General features: G+C 71.0%; 15 protein-coding genes. 9 read left to right on the top strand and 6 right to left on the bottom strand.

The annotated features are described in order from the left end of the window. Nucleotides 1–96: 96 nt before the first annotated feature. Nucleotides 97–1209, top strand: a complete 1113-nt coding sequence (locus Val02_RS10540; protein WP_203898769.1) for an amidohydrolase family protein — start codon at nt 97–99, stop codon at nt 1207–1209. Nucleotides 1210–1265: 56 nt separating this feature from the next. Here the strand turns inward: Val02_RS10540 and Val02_RS10535 are convergent, their stop codons facing one another. From Val02_RS10535 to Val02_RS10520, 4 genes are all read right to left on the bottom strand, one after another. Further along, a complete protein-coding gene (locus Val02_RS10535; RefSeq protein WP_203898768.1) occupies nt 1266–1694 on the bottom strand; it encodes a nucleoside deaminase in 429 nt (142 codons plus the stop codon). Between the two features lie 10 nt (nt 1695–1704). Next, nucleotides 1705–2541 (bottom strand): DUF4253 domain-containing protein, encoded by an 837-nt coding sequence (locus Val02_RS10530; RefSeq protein WP_203898767.1) that lies wholly within the window; start codon nt 2539–2541, stop codon nt 1705–1707. Nucleotides 2542–2641: 100 nt separating this feature from the next. Further along, nucleotides 2642–3733 (bottom strand): Gfo/Idh/MocA family protein, encoded by a 1092-nt coding sequence (locus Val02_RS10525; RefSeq protein ID WP_203898766.1) that lies wholly within the window; start codon nt 3731–3733, stop codon nt 2642–2644. Continuing rightward, a complete protein-coding gene (locus Val02_RS10520) occupies nt 3703–4425 on the bottom strand; it encodes a ThuA domain-containing protein (RefSeq protein ID WP_239152674.1) in 723 nt (240 codons plus the stop codon). Before Val02_RS10520 ends, Val02_RS10525 begins: the two co-directional genes overlap by 31 nt. Before the next feature lie 58 nt (nt 4426–4483). Here Val02_RS10520 and Val02_RS10515 point away from each other — a divergent pair, with 58 nt between their 5' ends. The 6 genes from Val02_RS10515 to Val02_RS10490 all read left to right on the top strand — a co-directional run bounded on the left by Val02_RS10515 (nt 4484) and on the right by Val02_RS10490 (nt 12704). Next, entirely contained in the window at nt 4484–5845 is a 1362-nt protein-coding gene (locus Val02_RS10515) for an amidase (RefSeq protein ID WP_203898765.1), read from the top strand. A 36-nt stretch (nt 5846–5881) separates the two neighbouring features. After that, nucleotides 5882–6571, top strand: a complete 690-nt coding sequence (locus tag Val02_RS10510; RefSeq protein ID WP_203898764.1) for a GOLPH3/VPS74 family protein — start codon at nt 5882–5884, stop codon at nt 6569–6571. A gap of 48 nt (nt 6572–6619) precedes the next feature. Continuing rightward, nucleotides 6620–6976, top strand: a complete 357-nt coding sequence (locus tag Val02_RS10505) for a hypothetical protein (RefSeq protein ID WP_203898763.1) — start codon at nt 6620–6622, stop codon at nt 6974–6976. A gap of 98 nt (nt 6977–7074) precedes the next feature. Next, on the top strand, nt 7075–8460 hold the full coding sequence (locus Val02_RS10500; protein WP_203898762.1) for a glycosyl hydrolase: 1386 nt from the start codon (nt 7075–7077) through the stop codon (nt 8458–8460). A gap of 10 nt (nt 8461–8470) precedes the next feature. After that, nucleotides 8471–11443, top strand: coding sequence for an alpha-mannosidase (locus Val02_RS10495; RefSeq protein ID WP_203898761.1), 2973 nt, complete (start codon nt 8471–8473; stop codon nt 11441–11443). Nucleotides 11444–11516: 73 nt separating this feature from the next. Then, nucleotides 11517–12704 carry an FAD-dependent monooxygenase gene (locus tag Val02_RS10490; protein WP_203898760.1) on the top strand — a complete coding sequence of 396 codons (1188 nt, stop codon included), beginning with the start codon at nt 11517–11519 and terminating at the stop codon, nt 12702–12704. Here the strand turns inward: Val02_RS10490 and Val02_RS10485 are convergent. Further along, the gene (locus tag Val02_RS10485; RefSeq protein ID WP_239152672.1) at nt 12697–13509 is read right to left on the bottom strand and encodes an AraC family transcriptional regulator; all 813 of its coding nucleotides are present in this window, start codon (nt 13507–13509) and stop codon (nt 12697–12699) included. The two genes, Val02_RS10490 and Val02_RS10485, sit on opposite strands and share 8 nt — an antisense overlap. 59 nt (nt 13510–13568) lie before the next feature. On the opposite strand from Val02_RS10485, the gene Val02_RS10480 reads away from it, so the two are divergent. Beyond that, nucleotides 13569–14018 carry a hypothetical protein gene (locus Val02_RS10480; RefSeq protein WP_203898759.1) on the top strand — a complete coding sequence of 150 codons (450 nt, stop codon included), beginning with the start codon at nt 13569–13571 and terminating at the stop codon, nt 14016–14018. 68 nt (nt 14019–14086) lie between these two features. Here the strand turns inward: Val02_RS10480 and Val02_RS10475 are convergent, their stop codons facing one another. Further along, on the bottom strand, nt 14087–15481 hold the full coding sequence (locus Val02_RS10475) for a glycoside hydrolase family 16 protein (protein WP_203898758.1): 1395 nt from the start codon (nt 15479–15481) through the stop codon (nt 14087–14089). A gap of 192 nt (nt 15482–15673) precedes the next feature. Between Val02_RS10475 and Val02_RS10470 the strand changes: the two genes are divergently transcribed. Continuing rightward, nucleotides 15674–17311, top strand: coding sequence for a chitinase (locus Val02_RS10470; RefSeq protein ID WP_373317880.1), 1638 nt, complete (start codon nt 15674–15676; stop codon nt 17309–17311). The last annotated feature ends 35 nt before the right edge of the window (nt 17312–17346 follow it).

Here is a 17346-nt window from a genome sequence, read left to right as displayed (position 1 = left end):
TCGGACAAGCGAGGTACCCCGCGCAGGAGGCCAGCGACGGCAGTCAACGGCGGCCGCACGGACACCTCACCACACAACAGCCGAAGAGAGACTGACATGAAGTCCATCGGACGCCGCGGCTTTCTGGCCGCCGCCACGGCAGTCGGCGTCGGTGCCGGCCTGTCCACACACGCCATCGCCTCGACCACGAGCGACAACGAGGCTGCGGACCAGACCACGGACGTTTTCCTGCGGGACCGCGACCTGCCCTTCATCGGCACGGAGGAGACCTTCTCCACCCGCGAGTTGATGGTGCTGAACGACAGGCTGTTCCTCGAGGACACCGGTCTTGCCGAGCTCGGCCCGCGCCGCATGGCTGCGATGAACGAGGCGGGGATCAACATCCAGATCCTCTCCGCGCATACGCCGGGCGTGCAGAACGTCCCTGGTCAAAAGGGCATCGACTTTGCGTATCGGCTCAACAAGATGCTCGTCGAAGGGCCGATGGCCACCTATCCGGGGCGGTTCAAGGCGTTCGCGACCTTGCCGCTACAGAATCCGGTGGCCTCGGCGAACGAACTGGAACGCGCCGTCAAGGAAGACGGCTTCCTGGGCTGCCTGACCAATGGAATCATCGGGAAGAAGTTCCTCGACCATCCCGACTTCGAGCCCGTGCTGGCGCGCGCCGAGGCCCTCAACGTGCCGATCTACATCCACCCGGGCCTGCCGCCCGACGAGGTTTTCCAGATCTACTACAGCAACATGCGGCCGGAATACCAGAAGGAGTTCCAGGACCAGGTTCTCAGCATCTCCGCATATGGATGGCACCAGGAAGTCGTCACCCAGTGCGTCCGAATGATCACCTCAGGGGTGTTCGACCGGTTCCCCAAGCTCCAGATCATCATCGGTCACATGGGCGAGGGCCTTCCGTTCTTCTACAGGCGCATCGTGGAGAAGATGAGCGAGGTCACCGAGAGCACCCTGAAGAAGCCGTTCAAGCAGTATTTCCATGACAACTTCTGGTTCACCACCAGCGCGTTCCCCCAGGACGAACTGCTCGACCTCCTGCTGATCTACTTCAGTGTGGACCGGGTGATGTTCGCGACCGACTACCCATTCGCGAACATGAAGACCCAGACCGACTGGTTCCGGGCAGTCAGGTTGCCACGCGAGGACAAGGAAAAGATCGCGTACCGAAATGCCGAAAAGCTGTTCGGAATCAAGCTCTGACCCGACGGCGCGATCGGCAGGGGTCTGCTGCGGAGCCCAGTAGCAGACCCGCGCTCCTAGCGACGGTAGTACGCCTCGACGGGCACGCGCGCCTCGTCGTAGAGCGCCGGCCCGCGCAGCGGCACCTCGGAGATCAACGCGCTGGCCTCCGCCGACTTGAGGCCCGACAACTGCTCGCCGGAGAGTGCGTACACGACCCGGCCGAGGCCGGAGCGTTCGATGGCGCCGGTGCACATCCCGCACGGCTGGCAGCTCGTGAACATCGTCGTGCCGGCCGCCACGTCACGGTCCAGCTCGCGGGCCGCCCAGCGGGCCAGCTTCAGCTCCGGATGCGCGGTGATGTCGCCGTCGGTGACCGAGGTGTTGCGCTCCTCGGCGAGCACGGTGCCGTCCGGGCCCACCAGCAGCGAGCCGAACGGCGGGTCGCCGGCGGCAGCGGCCTCGGCGGACAGGGCGATCGCCCGCCGCAGGAACGTCTCGTCCATGGTCTCCCCCTCAAGGACGTCGATGCAGGAACCACGCGTCGCCCACGGGCAGAACGGTGGCGAGTTCCCACTGTTGCATCTCGAGGTGGGTCGCGAGGGACCGGATCTGCCCGGCGAGCGCGAAAGCCTCCTCGCCCGGCGCCGGCGGGCGGCTCACGACGAACTGGAGCATCGTGCCCCAGGCGGCGACCAGTTCGGCGCCCCACCGCTCCCGCCATTGGAACAGCACGGCGGCCAACCGCTCGCTGTGCACGTCGAACAGGTACACCCACCGCGCCGCCAGCCACGGCAGTCCGGTGGGCAGCAGAAGGACTTGCACGCCGCCCGGCCTGTACCAGGCATCGGTGCGCACCAGGCTGCGGAGCGTGTCGCACACGTGAGCCGTGAGTCCGGGGTCGGCGAGCACGTGCGCGTAGGAGCGCCGTTCGAGCTGATCGAACGTCTCGGCGGGGTCCGGCGGCGGGGACAGAAGCCGGTCCAGATCGATTCCGTACACGCCGCCGGCGACCAGGTCGGTGAACTGCCCCACCGGTTCGTGCATCCAGGGTGAACCGTCGGCCCAGGGGTCGGTGGTACGGGCGGCCTCGTCGAAGGCGGCCAGTTCGTCGGCCGGCGGTGGTTCGGGATCGGCACCGGGGCGGCGGTCGTGGTCGTCGGTGATCAGGACGGGCCAGCGGCCGGTGCGCGGTACGAGATCGCGGGCCGCCCGCCAGGCTGCCAACTGGCCGGGCACGCTCGGATCGACGCCGTCGACCACCAGGGCGCCCTCGGGGCCGGTCCGGACGGGCAGGCCGGCGAGCGCGGTGCCGGTGAAGAGCGCGGCGAGGGCGTCGGGATCCGTGATCACCCGTCCGAGTCTCCGGCACGAGCACTGCCGCACAGGCTCATTCGGCGTATCGCACCGGCGGGAACCGGCGCGGAGCGCCGCTGCGGGGAGGTTGACGCGGTCAGGGCGCCGCCGCAGGCGTGAGCGGGACCAGGGGTGGGCGTTCGGCTGTGGTGCTCAGCTCGATGCGACGCCCCTCCGCCGCCGAACGCAGCAGCGCGGTCATCGCGTCGAGCACGTGCAGGGCCAGTTCGGCGCCGGCGCGTGGGGCTCGGCCGTCGGCGGAGATCTGGTCGAGCAGCCCGATGCCGCGGCCCGCGCCGGCGTAGCCGGCCGACGGTGGGAGCGGGAGCCAGCGTTCGCCGTCGAGGGGGAAGTGGCGCACCTCGCCGTCGAAGTAGTTGGGGTCCGGGACCGCGAGTGTGCCCGTCTCGCCGTGGATCTCGATCGGCGCCGCCGTCGTCCGCACTCCGTCAAAGCTCATCGTGAACGTCGTCAGCGCCCCACCGGCGTGTTCCAGCACCCCGGCGACGTGGCTGTCGACCAGCACCGGCACCCGCTGGCCGGTGCGCGGGCCGGAGCCGATGACGCGTTCGGGGCGCAGCCGGCTCGCCATGCCCGTCACGGCGCGGATCGGGCCCAGGAGGTGCACCAGGGCCGACAGGTAGTACGGGCCCATGTCCAGCACGGGGCCGCCGCCGGGCGCGTAGTAGAAGTCCGGGTCGGGGTGCCAGCGTTCGTGGCCGGGCGTGACCATGACGGCCGTGGCGGAGATCGGCCGTCCGATGAGGCCGGCGTCGACCGCGGCACGCGCCGTCTGGACGCCGGTCCCGAGCACGGTGTCCGGGGCGCAGCCGACGGTGCGCCCGGCCGTGGCGGCGCGGTCCACGATCGTGCGCGCCTCCTCGAACGTCACCGCCAGCGGCTTCTCGCCGTAGACGTTCCGGCCGGCGTCGATGGCGCCCAGGGCGATCTCGGCGTGTGCGGCCGGGGTCGTCAGGTTGAGCACGGTGTCGACGGTGTCGCTGGCGAGAAGACGTTCGACCGGAAGGGGCGATGCGGCGGGGAGGGCCGAGGCGACCGACGCGGCGCGCGTGGGGTCCAGGTCGGCGACCGCCGTGACCTCGACGGCGGGGTGACGGGCGAGGGTGGACAGGTAGGCCCCGGAGATGAAGCCCAGCCCTACGATGCCGACGCGGTGCGGGTCGCCCACAGCATTCCTCTCTCGATGATCGTGCGAACGGCCGGCTGTTCCAGCACGTCCAGGCTGTGTCCGGGCGTCGTCACCACGATCCGCCCGGCGCCCCACTCGCGGGTCCACACGGCGGGGCAGGTCACCGGCCGGTGCCACGGATGCCACGGCCGCGTCGGGTGGGTGGTCGTGGCGAGCACGTCGATCAGGTCGTCGTGCAGCACCCAGTACTGCTCCGTCTCCAGGGCGAAGTCGTCGAGCCCGGCCGTGATCGGGTGTTCCTTGCCGGCCGGCGTGACGCTCACCGTGTACGGCAGGTAGTTGTCCTCCTGGCCGCCGCCGCACTCGGTGGGCTCCTTGCTCGGATGCGTCGCGAACTGGCCGCCCACCAGGTGCAGGTAGTCCGACGAGGCGCGGTAGGAGTCGACGATGCCGCCGTGCCAACCGGTCAGGCCGGTGCCCGCCTCGACGGCGGCGCGCAGCCCGGCGAGCTGTTCCTTGGTGATCTCCGACATGGTGACGCACTGGAGGATCAGGTCTGTGCCGGCCATCGCCTCCGCGTCGGCGTACACCTCGGGCGAACCCTCGACGCGCACGGTGTAGCCGTGGCGTTCGAGGAAGGGGATGAAGAGGTCGGTGGCCTCGACCGGCCGGTGCCCCTCCCAGCCGCCACGGACGACGATCGCGCTCAGGGACATGTCGATCATTCTCATGCATCGACGGGCTGTCCTCAACCGGCCGTGTGCGCTCGGGTCGCCATAGGGTGGGCTGATGCCGTGGTTCAGCGCCGTCGAGCTGTCCGAGTCGATCCGCCGCCGGGAGATCAGCTGCGTCGAGGTGATGACCTCCTATCTGGAACGGCTCGACGCGCACAACCCCCGCGTCAACGCCGTCGTCGCGTTGCGCGATCCGGAGGAACTCCTGCGCGAGGCGGCCGATCGGGACGCGGCCCTGGCGGCCGGTGAGCGCGCCGGGTGGCTGCACGGGCTGCCGTTCGCCGTGAAGGACCTGGCCGCCGCGGCGGGGCTGCCGTGGACCGAGGGCTCCCCGATCCACGCGCGGCGGGTAGCCGATGAGGACGAGCCGTTCGTGAAACGGATCAGGGACGCCGGCGCGATCATCATCGGCAAGACGAACGTGCCCGAGTTCGGCCTCGGCTCGCAGACCTACAACCACGTGTACGGCCCGACGAGCACGCCCTACGACACCACCCGGACGGCCGGCGGGAGCAGCGGCGGGGCGGCCGCCGCCCTGGCCCTGCGCCTGCTGCCGGTGGCCGACGGCAGCGACTACCTGGGTTCGCTGCGCAACCCGGCGGCGTTCTGCAACGTGCTGGGCTTCCGCCCGACCTACGGCCGGATCCCGTCGCCGGGCTTCGTGCGGCATCCCTCGACGGTCGGGCCGATGGGGCGCACCGTCGAGGACGTGACGGCCCTGCTGGAGGTGATGTCGGGAGCCGCGCTGCCGCCGGCCGCGGAGACCGGCAGGAGGATCGCCTGGGTCGGCGACCTCGGCGGCCACCTGGCGACCGAGCCCGGGCTGCTGGAGGTGTGCCGCCGCGCGCTCGACGTCTTCGAGGAACTGGGTTTCGTCGTCGAGGAGGCGGTGCCGGACTACCCGTTCGACCGGCTGTGGAACACGGTGCTGACCTGGCGCTGGTGGGGCATGCTCGGCGCGCACGACGAGTTGTACGCGGACCCGGCGACCCGGGCGCGACTCAAGCCGGAGATCGTCTGGGAGATCGAGAACGGCCTGCGCCTGACCGCCCTCGACATCGCCCGCGCGGAGGCCGCCCGCACCGAGTGGTACGACACCGCGCTGAACTTTTTCAGCCGCTACGACTTCGTCCTGGCGCCCAGCACGCAGGTGTTCCCGTTCCCGGTGACGACGCCGTGGCCGGCCGAGATCGCCGGCCGTCCGATGGACAGCTACCACCGCTGGATGGAGACGGTGGCGCCGTGGTCGATGACCGGAATGCCGGCGTTGGGCATGCCCGCCGGGTTCGACGAACGCGGATTGCCGGCCGGCGTGCAGCTCGTCGGGCGGCCCGGCGCCGACGCCGAGGTGCTGCGGCTGGCGCGGGCCTACGAGGAACGCACCAATTGGGTCCGTGATCGTCCACCTCCCGCTTGATGCGGATTCAGCGGGTACGCGCTAGCGTTCCTGACCATGAGTTCGGTTGCGTTGGCCGAGGAGTTGCTACTGCTCGCGTACGACGACGAGTCGGGCCGGGCGATCGGTTCCCGGATCGGCCTCGACCTCGCGATGGCGGCGGGCGTGCTGGTCGAGCTGGCCCTGGAGGGTCGGATCGTCTACGTCGACAAGACGATCATCGCCCGGGACGCCACGCCGACCGGGGTGGCGATCGTCGACGAGGTCCTGTCGCGGGTCGCCGCCGACTCTCCGCACACACCCGACTCCTGGTTGCAGCGGCTGCGGCACGGCCTGCGCGATCGCGCGCTCGCCGACCTGTGCGCCCGCGGCGTTCTCTGCGACGTCGACGAGACCACCATGAACGGCTTCGTCCACCTGCACCGCTACCCGACCGTCGACCCGACGGTGGAGGTCGAGATGCGCGCCCGGCTGACCCGGGCGCTCACCGCGGACGAGGCCCCGGACGTGCGCACCGCCGCGCTGGCGACGCTCGTGGCGGCCGCCCGGATGGAGCCGACGCTGGGCCTCAGCGGCGACGAACTGGTCGCGGCGCACAAGCGGCTGGAGCGCATCGGCGACGAGGCCGGGTTCACCGGCAGCGTGAGCATGGAGGCCTCGACCGTGCGCCCGTCGGTGGCGCTGGTGATCGGTGTGCTGGTCAAGGCGATCCAGACGGCCCTGGGTACGCCGCGCACCGCGAGCTGAGTACTACTACTCAGGCGTGCGGGGCCGGGGCGTTCCTACCTTGGCGGCATGTCCGTCCGGGTCCGTTCGTTCCTGATCTCGCTGCCGGTGATCGCCGTGCTGTACGCGGCGCCGGTGGTGGCGTTCGTGGTGTGGGTGTCGAGCCTGCCCGCCGACGGTGGCTGCGCCGAGGAGGACGGCTCCGCCTGCATGCCGTCGTACGCGGGATTCCTGATCGTCGCGATCTTCTACGGGATTCCGGCGCTGCTGCTCGGACTGGTGGTGACGGCGATCGCGCTCGGGGTCCTGATCGCCGTGGAGATCCCGTCCGGGCTGCTCGCCGGATTCGTCGCGACGGTCGCCGGGTGGGTCGTGGCGGTGGTGGTCGTGGGTTCGCTGTTCGTCGTCACCGGCGGCGGTGGCTGACGGGCCGGCGGCAGGTGCGGCCGATGGCGACGGCGGGGCCCTGACATTGAAATCCGTGCATCCTTGAACCGGAGCATGCCGGCATCCGTCAATGGGCCATGCGAATCCCGCTCCGCCCGGCATGGCGGCCCGTCGTCGCCGCCGTCGCCTGCACCCTCGGACTCGTCACCGCCGTCGTCGCCGTCATGGACAGCGGCGAGGATCCCGCCCGGGCGGAGGTCGTCTTCCAGGGGCCCGGTCCGCGCACGATGCTCGTCCAGGCCAGTTCCGGCAAATGCGCCGACGCGGGAGCCGGCACGGACGGCACCCGCCTGACCCTGCGGACCTGCAAGGTCGACGCGGTCTCGCAGTGGTGGGACGAACCGGGCGACGGCACGCTCCGCTCCGCACGGACCGGACTGTGCATGGACGTCGCCGGCGCGAAGACCGCCAACGGCACCCGCGTCCAGACGGCCCGGTGCACGGAGAACCCGGCCCAGCGCTGGAGTTTCCAGTCGGGCTTCCGCACCACGAGCAGGCTCGCGGCCGGCAAGTGCCTGGACATCGCCGCGCAGTACGGCGAGAACCCGCCGGAGGGCACCGAACTGGCCATCCACTGGTGCGACGGCAAGGCCACCACCGCCCGCGCCAACCTCAAGCAGGCCTGGGGCCGGCGCACGAACGGCGCACCCGGCAACCCGCCCGTGCAGGCGCAGGCGCAGACCAACGGGGAGACGCAGCCGGCCCAGCAGCCCGCCCAGCAACCGGCCGCCGCCACGGGAAAGAAGGGCGTCGGCCTCAACGACTTCACCGGCGTCGCCCAGGCCCTCGGCGACTCCCGTTCGGCGTGGTACCACAACTGGTCCCCGGACAAGGGCGCGGCCGGCGCCTCGGGCGTGGAGTTCGTGCCGATGATCTGGGACGAACGGGCCGTCAACCCCGCCACGCTCAACCGCGCCAAGGCGGGCGGCCGGAGCCTGCTCGGCTTCAACGAGCCGGAGCGCGGCGACCAGGCCGCCATGTCCGTGGGGCAGGCGCTGGACCTGTGGCCGCAGCTGCAGGGCACCGGCATGCGGCTGGGCAGCCCGGCCGTGGCGACCGGCGCCGATCAGCCCGGCAGCTGGCTGGACCAGTTCATGAGCGGGGCGCGGGCGCGTGGCCTGAAGGTCGACTTCATCGCGGTGCACTGGTACGGCTCGGACTTCTCCGCGGCGGCCACCGGCCACCTGAAGAACTACCTCGACGCCGTCTACAACAGGTACCGCCTGCCGATCTGGCTCACCGAGTACGCGCTCATCGCGTGGCCGAACGGCGTCCCCACCTACCCGAGCCAGCAGCAGCAGGTGGACTTCATCCGGGCGTCGACGACGATGCTGAACGGCCTGCCCTACCTCGAACGCTACGCGTGGTTCATCCTGCGCTCGGGTGCCGACGGCGACACCGGCCTCTACCGCGACGGCGCGGTGGCCACGACGAACGGGACGACGTTCCGCGCGATCGGTTAGGTTCGGCGGCGTGCACGACGACATCCCGCTCACCGTCGGCCGGGTGACCCGCGTTCTCGCCGAACGGGTCCTGCCCGCGATCCACCCGGAGAGTGTGCCGCTGGACGTGGCGGCACATTCCCTGCCCGGCGAACCGGTCCCGCCGGCCGAGGGGATCGCGCTGTCCTACGCGCCGCACCCGATCGGCACGGCCTGGGGTCCGGCGTGGGGCACCACGTGGTTCCGGGTGCGCGGCAGCGTGCCCGAACGGTGGCGCGGCCGGCCCGTCGAGGTGCTCGTCGACCTGGGCTTCAACCGCAGTCTGGCCGGGTTCCAGTGCGAGGCGCTGGTGTACCGGCCCGACGGCACGCCGGTCAAGGGGATCAACCCGCAGAACAGGTGGATCCCCGTCGACACGGACACCGTCGAGTTCTACCTGGAGGCGGCGTCCAATCCGGAGTGGATGAACGACCGGCCGTTCGGCGTCACGACGCAGGGCGACATCCTGACCGCCTCGCCGGAGCCGCTCTACCACACCGCGGGGATGGACCTGGCGCTCTTCGACGAACGGGTCCACGAGCTGGCGCTCGACCTCGACGTCCTGCTCGCCCTGCAGGCCACCCTGCCGCCGAACGCCCCGCGCCGGATGCGGATCCTGCAGGCGCTGGACGACGCGCTGGACGCCCTCGACCTCCAGGACGTCAACGGCACGGCCGAGGCGGCACGCGACCGCTTGAGCGACGTGCTCGCCGCACCGGCGGAGCACAGCGCGCACCGGATCTCCGCGGTCGGCCACTCGCACATCGACTCGGCGTGGCTGTGGCCGACCCGCGAGACGGTCCGCAAGGTGGCCCGCACGGTGTCGAGCATGACGGAGCTGCTCGACGCGGACGCGGATTTCGTCTACGGGATGTCGAGCGCGCAGCAGTACGCCTGGATCAAGGAACACCGGCCCGAGGTGTACGCGCGACTGGTGAAGGCCGTGCGGGACGGGCGGTTCGTGCCGCTGGGCGGCATGTGGGTGGAGAGCGACACCGTCATGCCGACCGGCGAGGCGCTGGTGCGGCAGTTCACCTACGGGCAGCGGTTCTTCCGGGAGGAGTTCGGGGTCGAGTGCCACGGGGTGTGGCTGCCGGACAGCTTCGGCTACTCCCCCGCGCTGCCGCAGCTCATCCGCCGCGCGGGCTTCCGCTGGTTCTTCACCCAGAAGATCTCGTGGAACCAGGTGAACGTCTTCCCGCACCACACGTTCCTGTGGGAGGGCATCGACGGGTCGCGCGTGTTCACCCATTTCCCACCGATGGACACCTACAACTCGACGCTGTCCGGCGCGGAACTCGCGCGCGCCACCAACCAGTTCCGGGAGGCGCGGCGGGCCGGCGGTTCGCTGGCACCGGTGGGCTACGGCGACGGCGGCGGCGGGACGACGCGCGAGATGATCGGCCGGGCCCGCCGGGTGGCCGACCTGGAGGGCAGCGCACGGGTGCGCTGGCAGCACCCGGACGAGTTCTTCGCCGAGGCGATGGCCGAGTACCCGCACCCGCCGGTCTGGGTCGGCGAACTCTACCTGGAACTGCACCGCGCCACGCTCACCAGCCAGCACCGGACCAAGCAGGGCAACCGGCGCGCCGAGCACCTGCTCATCGAGGCCGAACTCTGGGCCGCCACGGCGGCCGTGCGCACCGGCGCCGAGTACCCCTACGACGAGCTGGACGGGCTGTGGCGGGAGGCGCTGCTGCACCAGTTCCACGACATCCTGCCCGGCACGTCGATCGCCTGGGTGCACCGCGAGGCGGTCGCCGCCTACGAACGCCTCCACGCCGCCGCCGAGGCCGTCATCGAACGCTCGTTGCGCGCACTGGTGGGCGAGGGATCCCATTCGATTTTCGTGAATCCCGCACCCCTTCCCCGCAACGGCGTAGCCGCGCTGTCCGCCGGCATCGCCGCGGTTTCCGCCGCCGAGGCCACAGTGTCCACAGTGGACGGCGGCTGCGTGTTCGACAACGGCGTCGTGCGGGTCACGCTCTCCGCCGAGGGGCTGATCACGTCCGCGCTCGACGTGGCCACCGGGCGGGAGGCGATCGCGCCCGGACAGGCCGGCAACCTGCTGCAGCTGCACCAGGACTTCCCCAACAAGTGGGACGCCTGGGACGTGGACCGCTTCTACCGCAACCACGTCACCGATCTGCGCGAGGTGGAGTCGCTGATGGTCGGGCCGGATCACGTGGTGGTGACGCGCGTGTTCTCGAAATCCGTGGTGCGCCAACGCATCTCGCTCGCCCCGGGCAGCCGCACGCTCCTCGTGGAGCAGGAGGTCGACTGGCACGAGACGGAGAAGTTCCTGAAGGTGGCGTTCCCGTTCGACATCCGGGCCGAGCACATCGCCGCGGAGACGCAGTTCGGGTACCAGAAGCGGGTCACGCACACGAACACCAGCTGGGAGGCGGCGAAGTTCGAGGCGTCGATGCACCGCTTCGTGCTGGTCGAGGAGCACGGGTTCGGGGCGGCGCTGGTGACCGACTCGACGTACGGCTACGACCACACGCGTGACTCCACAGTGGACGGTGTCACGACGACGGTGCGGCTGTCCCTGCTGCGCGCGCCGCGCTTCCCCGATCCGCAGACCGACCAGGGCGTGCAGACGTGCCGCTACGGGCTGGTCATCGGGGCGGACGCCGCGATCGCCACCGCCGCCGGCCTCGACCTGAACCTGGCCCCGCGCACCGTCCACGGTGGACACGGGTTCGACCCGCTGGTCTCCGTCAGCGGCGAGGGGATCGTCCTGTCGGCCGTGAAGCTCGCCGACGACCGCAGCGGCGACCTGATCGTGCGGGTGTACGAGGCGCTGGGCCGCCGGGCGACCGGGGCGCTGCACGCCGACGCGGCGTCGGTGGTGACCGCTTCCCTGCTGGAGAAGCCGATCGACGAGCCGTCCCCCGTCGACGGGGCGATCCCGTTGAGCCTGACCCCCTTCGAGGTGCGCACCGTCCGCCTGACCCGCTGAGTTGGCGGCTTTCCGGCATCCTGCGGCCGATCACCGGTGGCAGCCGGGCCGGCATCGCGCCGATAGTGGCCGGATGGTTCAAGCAGGGAAGCGATTCGGGTCCGCACGCCGGATCCTGGTGGCCGGCGCCAGCGTGGCCGGATTGACCGTCGCACACTGGCTCGACCGGTACGGCTTCGAGGTGACGGTGGTCGAACGATCCGCCGGCCTGCGTCCCGGAGGGCAGGCGCTGGACGTGCGCGGGCCGGCGCTCGAGGTGGCGCGGCGGATGGGTGTGCTGGAGGAGTTCCGCGAGCGCACCACCGCGCTACGCGGCATGTCGATGGTCGACGGTTCCGGAGCGGAGATCTACCGCACCACGGAGCGCACCCTGACCGGTGGCCGGCTGGACTCCGAGGATCTGGAGGTCCTGCGCGACGACCTGGTCGACGTCCTGCACGCGGCGTGCGGGTCGGGCGTCCGGTTCGTCTTCGGCGATCGGATCACCGCCCTGACGCAGGACGAGGGTGGGGTCGAGGTGGAATTCGAGGCGGGCGCGCCGGCGCGGTACGACGTCGTGATCGGCGCCGACGGCGCGCACTCGGGCACCCGCCGGCTGGCGTTCGGCCCGGAGGAGGCATTCGTGCGCTACATGGGCGGCTACGTGGCGATCATGACCGTGCCCAACTTCCTCGGACTGGACCGCTGGCAGACGTTCCTGATGGACGGCGACGTGGGCGCCGGGCTGATCGGTCCGGACGGCAGCGGCACGGCCCGCGCCTACCTCGGCTTCGAGAGCGCGGAACCGGTCGGGTACGACCACCGCGACGAGGACGCTCAGAAGCGGCTGCTCGCCGAGCGCGCCGCCGGGCTGGGCTGGGTCGTCCCCCAGATCCTGGAACACCTGCGCGACGCGTCGGGTTTCCACTTCGACGCCCGCATCCAGGTGGTCATGGAGCACTGGACGAAGGGACGGATCGCCCTGGTCGGCGACGCCGGGTACGCGGTTTCGCTCACCACCGGTCAGGGCGCGTCGATGGCCATGGTCGGCGCGTACGTACTCGCCGGCGAGATCGCCGCGTCGGGCGGCGACCCGGCCGCGGGCATCGCGCGCTACGAGGACGCACTGCGCGAGTACGTGCTGCGCAATCAGGCGGCGGCGCGCGACCTCAACGACCGTAACCACAACGACGACGACCGGTCCGGACCCGGCGACTTCACCGACTTCGGGACCCTGGTCGAGGAGATGTCGCTGAAGGACTACCCGGCCCGGCTCACCTGATGTCGTTGCGCAGGGCCGCCTGATATCGACCCGGGGTCTGGCCGACGACCTCGGTGAACGCCTCGATGAAGCTGGTCGGGTTCGACCAGCCGCACGCGGTCGCCGTCTCGGTGACCGAGCGGCCGCCGGTGAGGTGGATCAAGCCGTGGTGGATCCGCAGGACGGTGCGCCAGCGGTGGAAACTCATGCCGAGTTCGGTGTGGAACAGGCGGCTGAGGGTGCGCTCGCTCGCTCCCACGGCCCGGCCCAGCTCGAACAGGGTGGCGTTGTGGCCGGGGTCGGCGTGCAGCAGGTCGGTGACGGCGCGCAGCCGGTCGTCGCCCGGTTCGGGCAGGTGCAGGGAGTGGTCGGGGGTTTCCACGAGCTCGTCGATGGCCACGGCACGCAGTCGTTCGTAGGCGCCGGGGCGGGTCTCCGGCCGGTCGGTCAACGCCAGCAGGACCTCTCGGAGCACCGGGCTGACCGCGAACACACCGGGCCGCGCCACCAATGCGCCGCACAGGTCCACCGGGATCGCGACGAGACGGACGTCGGTCTCGCCGTAGAAGCGGTGCGCGTGCCGGAATCCGGGCGGCGTCCAGGTGACCCGGTTGGCGGGCGCCACCCAGGTCCCACGCTCGGTGGTGGTCGCCAGGGCGCCGGCCGCGGCGTACACCAGTTGCCCCTCGCCGTGCGAATGCGCGTCCATCCGGAAGCCGTGCGGCAGCCGGCCGGCGCCCCGCGGTGTCTCCGGCATCGGTGCGGCGGGCCGCGGAGCCGGCTGGCGGGTTTCCGGCATGAGCAGGAACTCTACCGGTATCCACATCGGGGCGATCATGGACCGATGGACTTGCGCCCGAGATCCGGCCTCACGAGGATGGTGCGATGGCCCGCGTGGAGTTCGACGTCAGCACCACAGTCCCGCCGGAGCGGTTCATCGCCGCCCTCACCGACTTCTCGCCGAGCCGCGCCGACGTGTGGCCCAACATCGACGCCGCGCATCTCAAGGTGCACAGCGTCGGTGAGACCACGGCGGACGTGACCGAGGGTTCCAACCTCGCCGGTGGCGTCTGGGAACGCAACCGCTACGACTGGTCCACGCCGGGCACCGTGCGGGTGGAGACCACTGAGTCCAACACCTGGAAGCCCGGCAGCTTCTGGCTGTACAACGTCACGAAGACCGACTCCGGCAGCCACGTTCGGGTGACGGTGGAGCGCAATCCGGCGAGCCTCAAGGGGCGGCTGATCGCGCTGCTGCTGAGCGTCGGCGGGCCGCGGCCGCTCAAGAAGGCGACCGAGGAAGTGGCGCGCAAGCTGGAGCGCTCGGCCGCCTGAGGTTCGCCGGCCGGACGCGGGTCGGCGGCGTCGGTCCCCCGTGACCCGACGCCGCCGCTGGGAGCGGACTACACGTCCCAGCCCCGCACCCAGTCGACCTCCGTGACGGCGCTGTTGCCCGGACCGCTGCCCTGGTCGTCGTTCTGGATGGTCAGGTGACCGGCCGGCATGCGGCACAGGTCCTCGGTGGCCTTGCAGTCGAACTCGTACCAGAGCTTCCCGTCGACGAAGCCGGCCATCCTGGTCGCCGTCCACTCGTACGCGATGTTGTGCCACTGCGCCGTGCCGCCGGCCGCGCAGTTGTCGGGCAGCTTCTCCTGCCGCTTCGGCGTGTGGCCGGGGTAGTGGATGTAACCGGTGTAGCACTTGCCGCCGGCCTCGTGTTCGCGCCAGTCGTACTCGCCGTTGGCCGGCCAGTCGCCGGGATCGGGCCAGATGATGAACAGGCTCATCCAGCCCGAGCCGGTCGACTTCACGCGCGCCTCCCAGCGCCCGTGGGTCTGCGTCCGCTTGTGCGCCATGCCGCAGGTGTCGCGGTTCGGTTCGGAGACCAGTTTCAGGGTTCCGCCGGAGACCTGGCAGTTCTCCGGTTTGCGGTTGCCGTGCTGGTGCCCGGGAGCGTCGTACAGTCCCCAGTCCTTGCTCGGCGCGTTGCCGGTGAAGTCGTCGGTCCAGGCGGGTGCGCCCCAGTTGAACTTCGCCGCGGCGGTGTCGCCCGACGCGGCCGGCGCGACGGGTTCCGCCGACTCGTCGGGCTCGGTCGAGGGATCGGCGGACGGGTCGGCTTCCGGAGGTTCGACCGGGGAAGAGGGATCGGCCGACGAAGAGGGCGGGGAACTCGGCTCGGCGCCGGACGCGCCCGGGTCCGGCGCGAGGTCGGCGGGCCGGTAGTCGCACGCGGTCGATGTCCACGCCATGCCGGCCGGGGCCTCGAGGCGCGCCGTCACGTTGGCGGTGGCGGCGTTCTCCGGCGCGGTGAAGTCGCCCGCCACGCGGGTCCACTTCTCCTCGGCGCTGCTGGGGACCGGCACGTCGGCGCCGTCGTCGTGCCCGAGGTTCTTGCCGGCCTCGTCGAACCAGTCGACCTGCATCCGCGCGGAGACACCGGTGGCCGGGCCCTTCACCCAGGTGTCCATGGCGAACGTCCAGGAGTCGCCGGGCGTCACGCGCTTCTGCGGCAGGTACATCTGCGGGTCGGCGCCGTTCGCCTTGGACTGGAAGTAGGCGTACTCGGCGACGACGTGCGCCTTGACCGGAACGCGGGCCGCCGGCGCGCCGTTGTTCTGCGGGCCCCAGCCCCACAGGTCCCGTTCCAGAACGGGATTGGTGCAGGCGTTGACCATCGTGCCGGTCCGACCCGACGCGGGATCCTGCCGCGCGGCCGCACCGGCGAAACCGGCCGCGGCGACCACCAGCGTCACGCCCACCGACGACGCGATCACGATTTTCGACCGTCTCCTCATTGCCGCCACGCTAGGCAGCGCCACCGGCGCACGGGGCGGGCTGACCGCTTCAGGCCAGCCGCGTCAGCGCGACCGCAGACGGGGACTAGTCCGGTCTAGACCAAAGATGGGACATCATCTACCGTGAATCGACCGGCACCTCCCCCCTACCGGTAGGCGAATCATTCCTGCCCGGAGGGCCGTGCCATGCGCTTGAGAACACCGCGTCTGAGAACACTCACCACCTCCATCGCCGCGGTCGTCATCGCGGCCGCCACCGCCACCGCGGTCGCGCTCAACGTCGGCACCGCCGAGGCGGCCGCCGGCCCGACCGCGACGTTCGTCAAGACGTCCGACTGGGGCTCCGGCTTCGAGGGCAAGTACACGATCGTCAACGGCGGCAGCACCCCCATCTCCTCGTGGAACGTCCAGTTCGACCTGCCGTCGGGCACCTCCGTCGGCTCGTTCTGGGACGCGCTGATGACGAGGTCGGGCAACCGTTACACGTTCACCAACGTCGGCTGGAACGGCACCATCGCCCCGGGCGCACAGGCCAGCTTCGGCTTCATCGGCGCGGGCGGCGGCAGCCCCGCCAACTGCACGCTCAACGGCGCGGCGTGCGCCGGCGGCACTCCCCCGACCAGCGCTCCGCCGTCCAACCCCCCGACGAGCAATCCCCCCGGCGTCCCCGGCGTGCCGGCCGACGTCCGGGTCTCCGGCACCACCTCCAGCGCCATCTCCTTGCAGTGGAACGCCGCCAGCGGCACAGTGACGGGCTACCGCGTCTACGAGGGCACCACCCAGAAGGCGAGCGGCACCGGCACCAGCGCCACGATCAGCGGCCTCGCCGCATGCACGACGCACACCTACACGGTCACCGCCGTCAACGGCGTGGGCGAGTCGGGCAGGAGCACGCCGGTGACCGCCACGACGGCCGGCTGCCCGACGACCACGCTCCCCAAGCACTTCCTCACCGGCTACTGGCACAACTTCGTCAACCCCGCGGTCGAACTGAAGCTGCGCGACACGCCGGCCGAGTACGACCTCGTGGCGGTGGCCTTCGCCGAGGCGACGACGACGCCGGGTCAGGTGACGTTCACCGTCGACAGTGGACTGTCGGCCGCGCTGGGCGGCTACACCGACGCGGACTTCCGGGCCGACGTTCGGGCCCTGCAGGCGCGTGGCAGCAAGGTGATCCTCTCCGTCGGCGGTGAGGCCGGCCGGGTCAGCGTCGCCGACAGCGCCTCCGCGAACGCCTTCGCCAGCAGCATGTTCGGCATCATCCAGTCCTACGGCTTCGACGGCGTCGACATCGACCTGGAGAACGGCCTCAACCCGACGTTCATGGCGCAGGCGCTGCGCAGCCTCCGCGCGCAGGTGGGCTCGAGCCTCATCATCACGATGGCGCCGCAGACCATCGACATGCAGTCCACCGGCGGCAGCTACTTCGCGCTCGCGCTGAACATCCTCGACATCCTGACCGTCGTGCACACGCAGTTCTACAACTCGGGCTCGATGCTCGGCTGCGACCAGTTGCAGGCGTACGGCCAGGGCAACGTCAACTTCATCACCGCGCTCGCCTGCATCCAGCTGGAGAACGGCCTGCGCCCCGACCAGGTGGCGCTCGGCCTGCCGGCCGGCCCCGGCGCGGCCAACGGCGGCGTGGTCGCCCCGTCGGTCGTCAACGACGCGCTCAACTGCCTGGCCCGCGCCCAGAACTGCGGCTCGTTCCGGCCGCCGCGCACGTACCCGACGATCCGCGGCGCGATGACGTGGTCGATCAACTGGGACGTGAGCAACGGCAACCAGTTCGCCCGCACGGTCGCCCCCTTCCTGGACACCCTCCCGTAAGCCTCTTCGTAACCGCGCAGTGACTCGTGGCCGCC

The sequence above is a fragment of the Virgisporangium aliadipatigenens genome, assembly GCF_016863615.1.
GTDB classification, from domain to species: Bacteria; Actinomycetota; Actinomycetes; order Mycobacteriales; family Micromonosporaceae; genus Virgisporangium; species Virgisporangium aliadipatigenens.
The sequence above is the reverse complement of the archived record's forward strand: the minus strand, read 5'-3'. Positions and strand labels throughout refer to the sequence as shown.

Bases quoted from the DNA above. Each gene is read 5' to 3' on its own strand.
- Val02_RS10540 (WP_203898769.1), top strand. From the start codon at position 97: ATGAAGTCCATCGGACGCCGCGGCTTTCTGGCCGCCGCCACGGCAGTC.
- Val02_RS10535 (WP_203898768.1), bottom strand. From the start codon at position 1,694: ATGGACGAGACGTTCCTGCGGCGGGCGATCGCCCTGTCCGCCGAGGCC.
- Val02_RS10520 (WP_239152674.1), bottom strand. From the start codon at position 4,425: ATGAGAATGATCGACATGTCCCTGAGCGCGATCGTCGTCCGTGGCGGC.
- Val02_RS10515 (WP_203898765.1), top strand. From the start codon at position 4,484: ATGCCGTGGTTCAGCGCCGTCGAGCTGTCCGAGTCGATCCGCCGCCGG.
- Val02_RS10510 (WP_203898764.1), top strand. From the start codon at position 5,882: ATGAGTTCGGTTGCGTTGGCCGAGGAGTTGCTACTGCTCGCGTACGAC.
- Val02_RS10505 (WP_203898763.1), top strand. From the start codon at position 6,620: ATGTCCGTCCGGGTCCGTTCGTTCCTGATCTCGCTGCCGGTGATCGCC.
- Val02_RS10500 (WP_203898762.1), top strand. From the start codon at position 7,075: ATGCGAATCCCGCTCCGCCCGGCATGGCGGCCCGTCGTCGCCGCCGTC.
- Val02_RS10490 (WP_203898760.1), top strand. From the start codon at position 11,517: ATGGTTCAAGCAGGGAAGCGATTCGGGTCCGCACGCCGGATCCTGGTG.
- Val02_RS10485 (WP_239152672.1), bottom strand. From the start codon at position 13,509: ATGTGGATACCGGTAGAGTTCCTGCTCATGCCGGAAACCCGCCAGCCG.
- Val02_RS10480 (WP_203898759.1), top strand. From the start codon at position 13,569: ATGGCCCGCGTGGAGTTCGACGTCAGCACCACAGTCCCGCCGGAGCGG.
- Val02_RS10475 (WP_203898758.1), bottom strand. From the start codon at position 15,481: ATGAGGAGACGGTCGAAAATCGTGATCGCGTCGTCGGTGGGCGTGACG.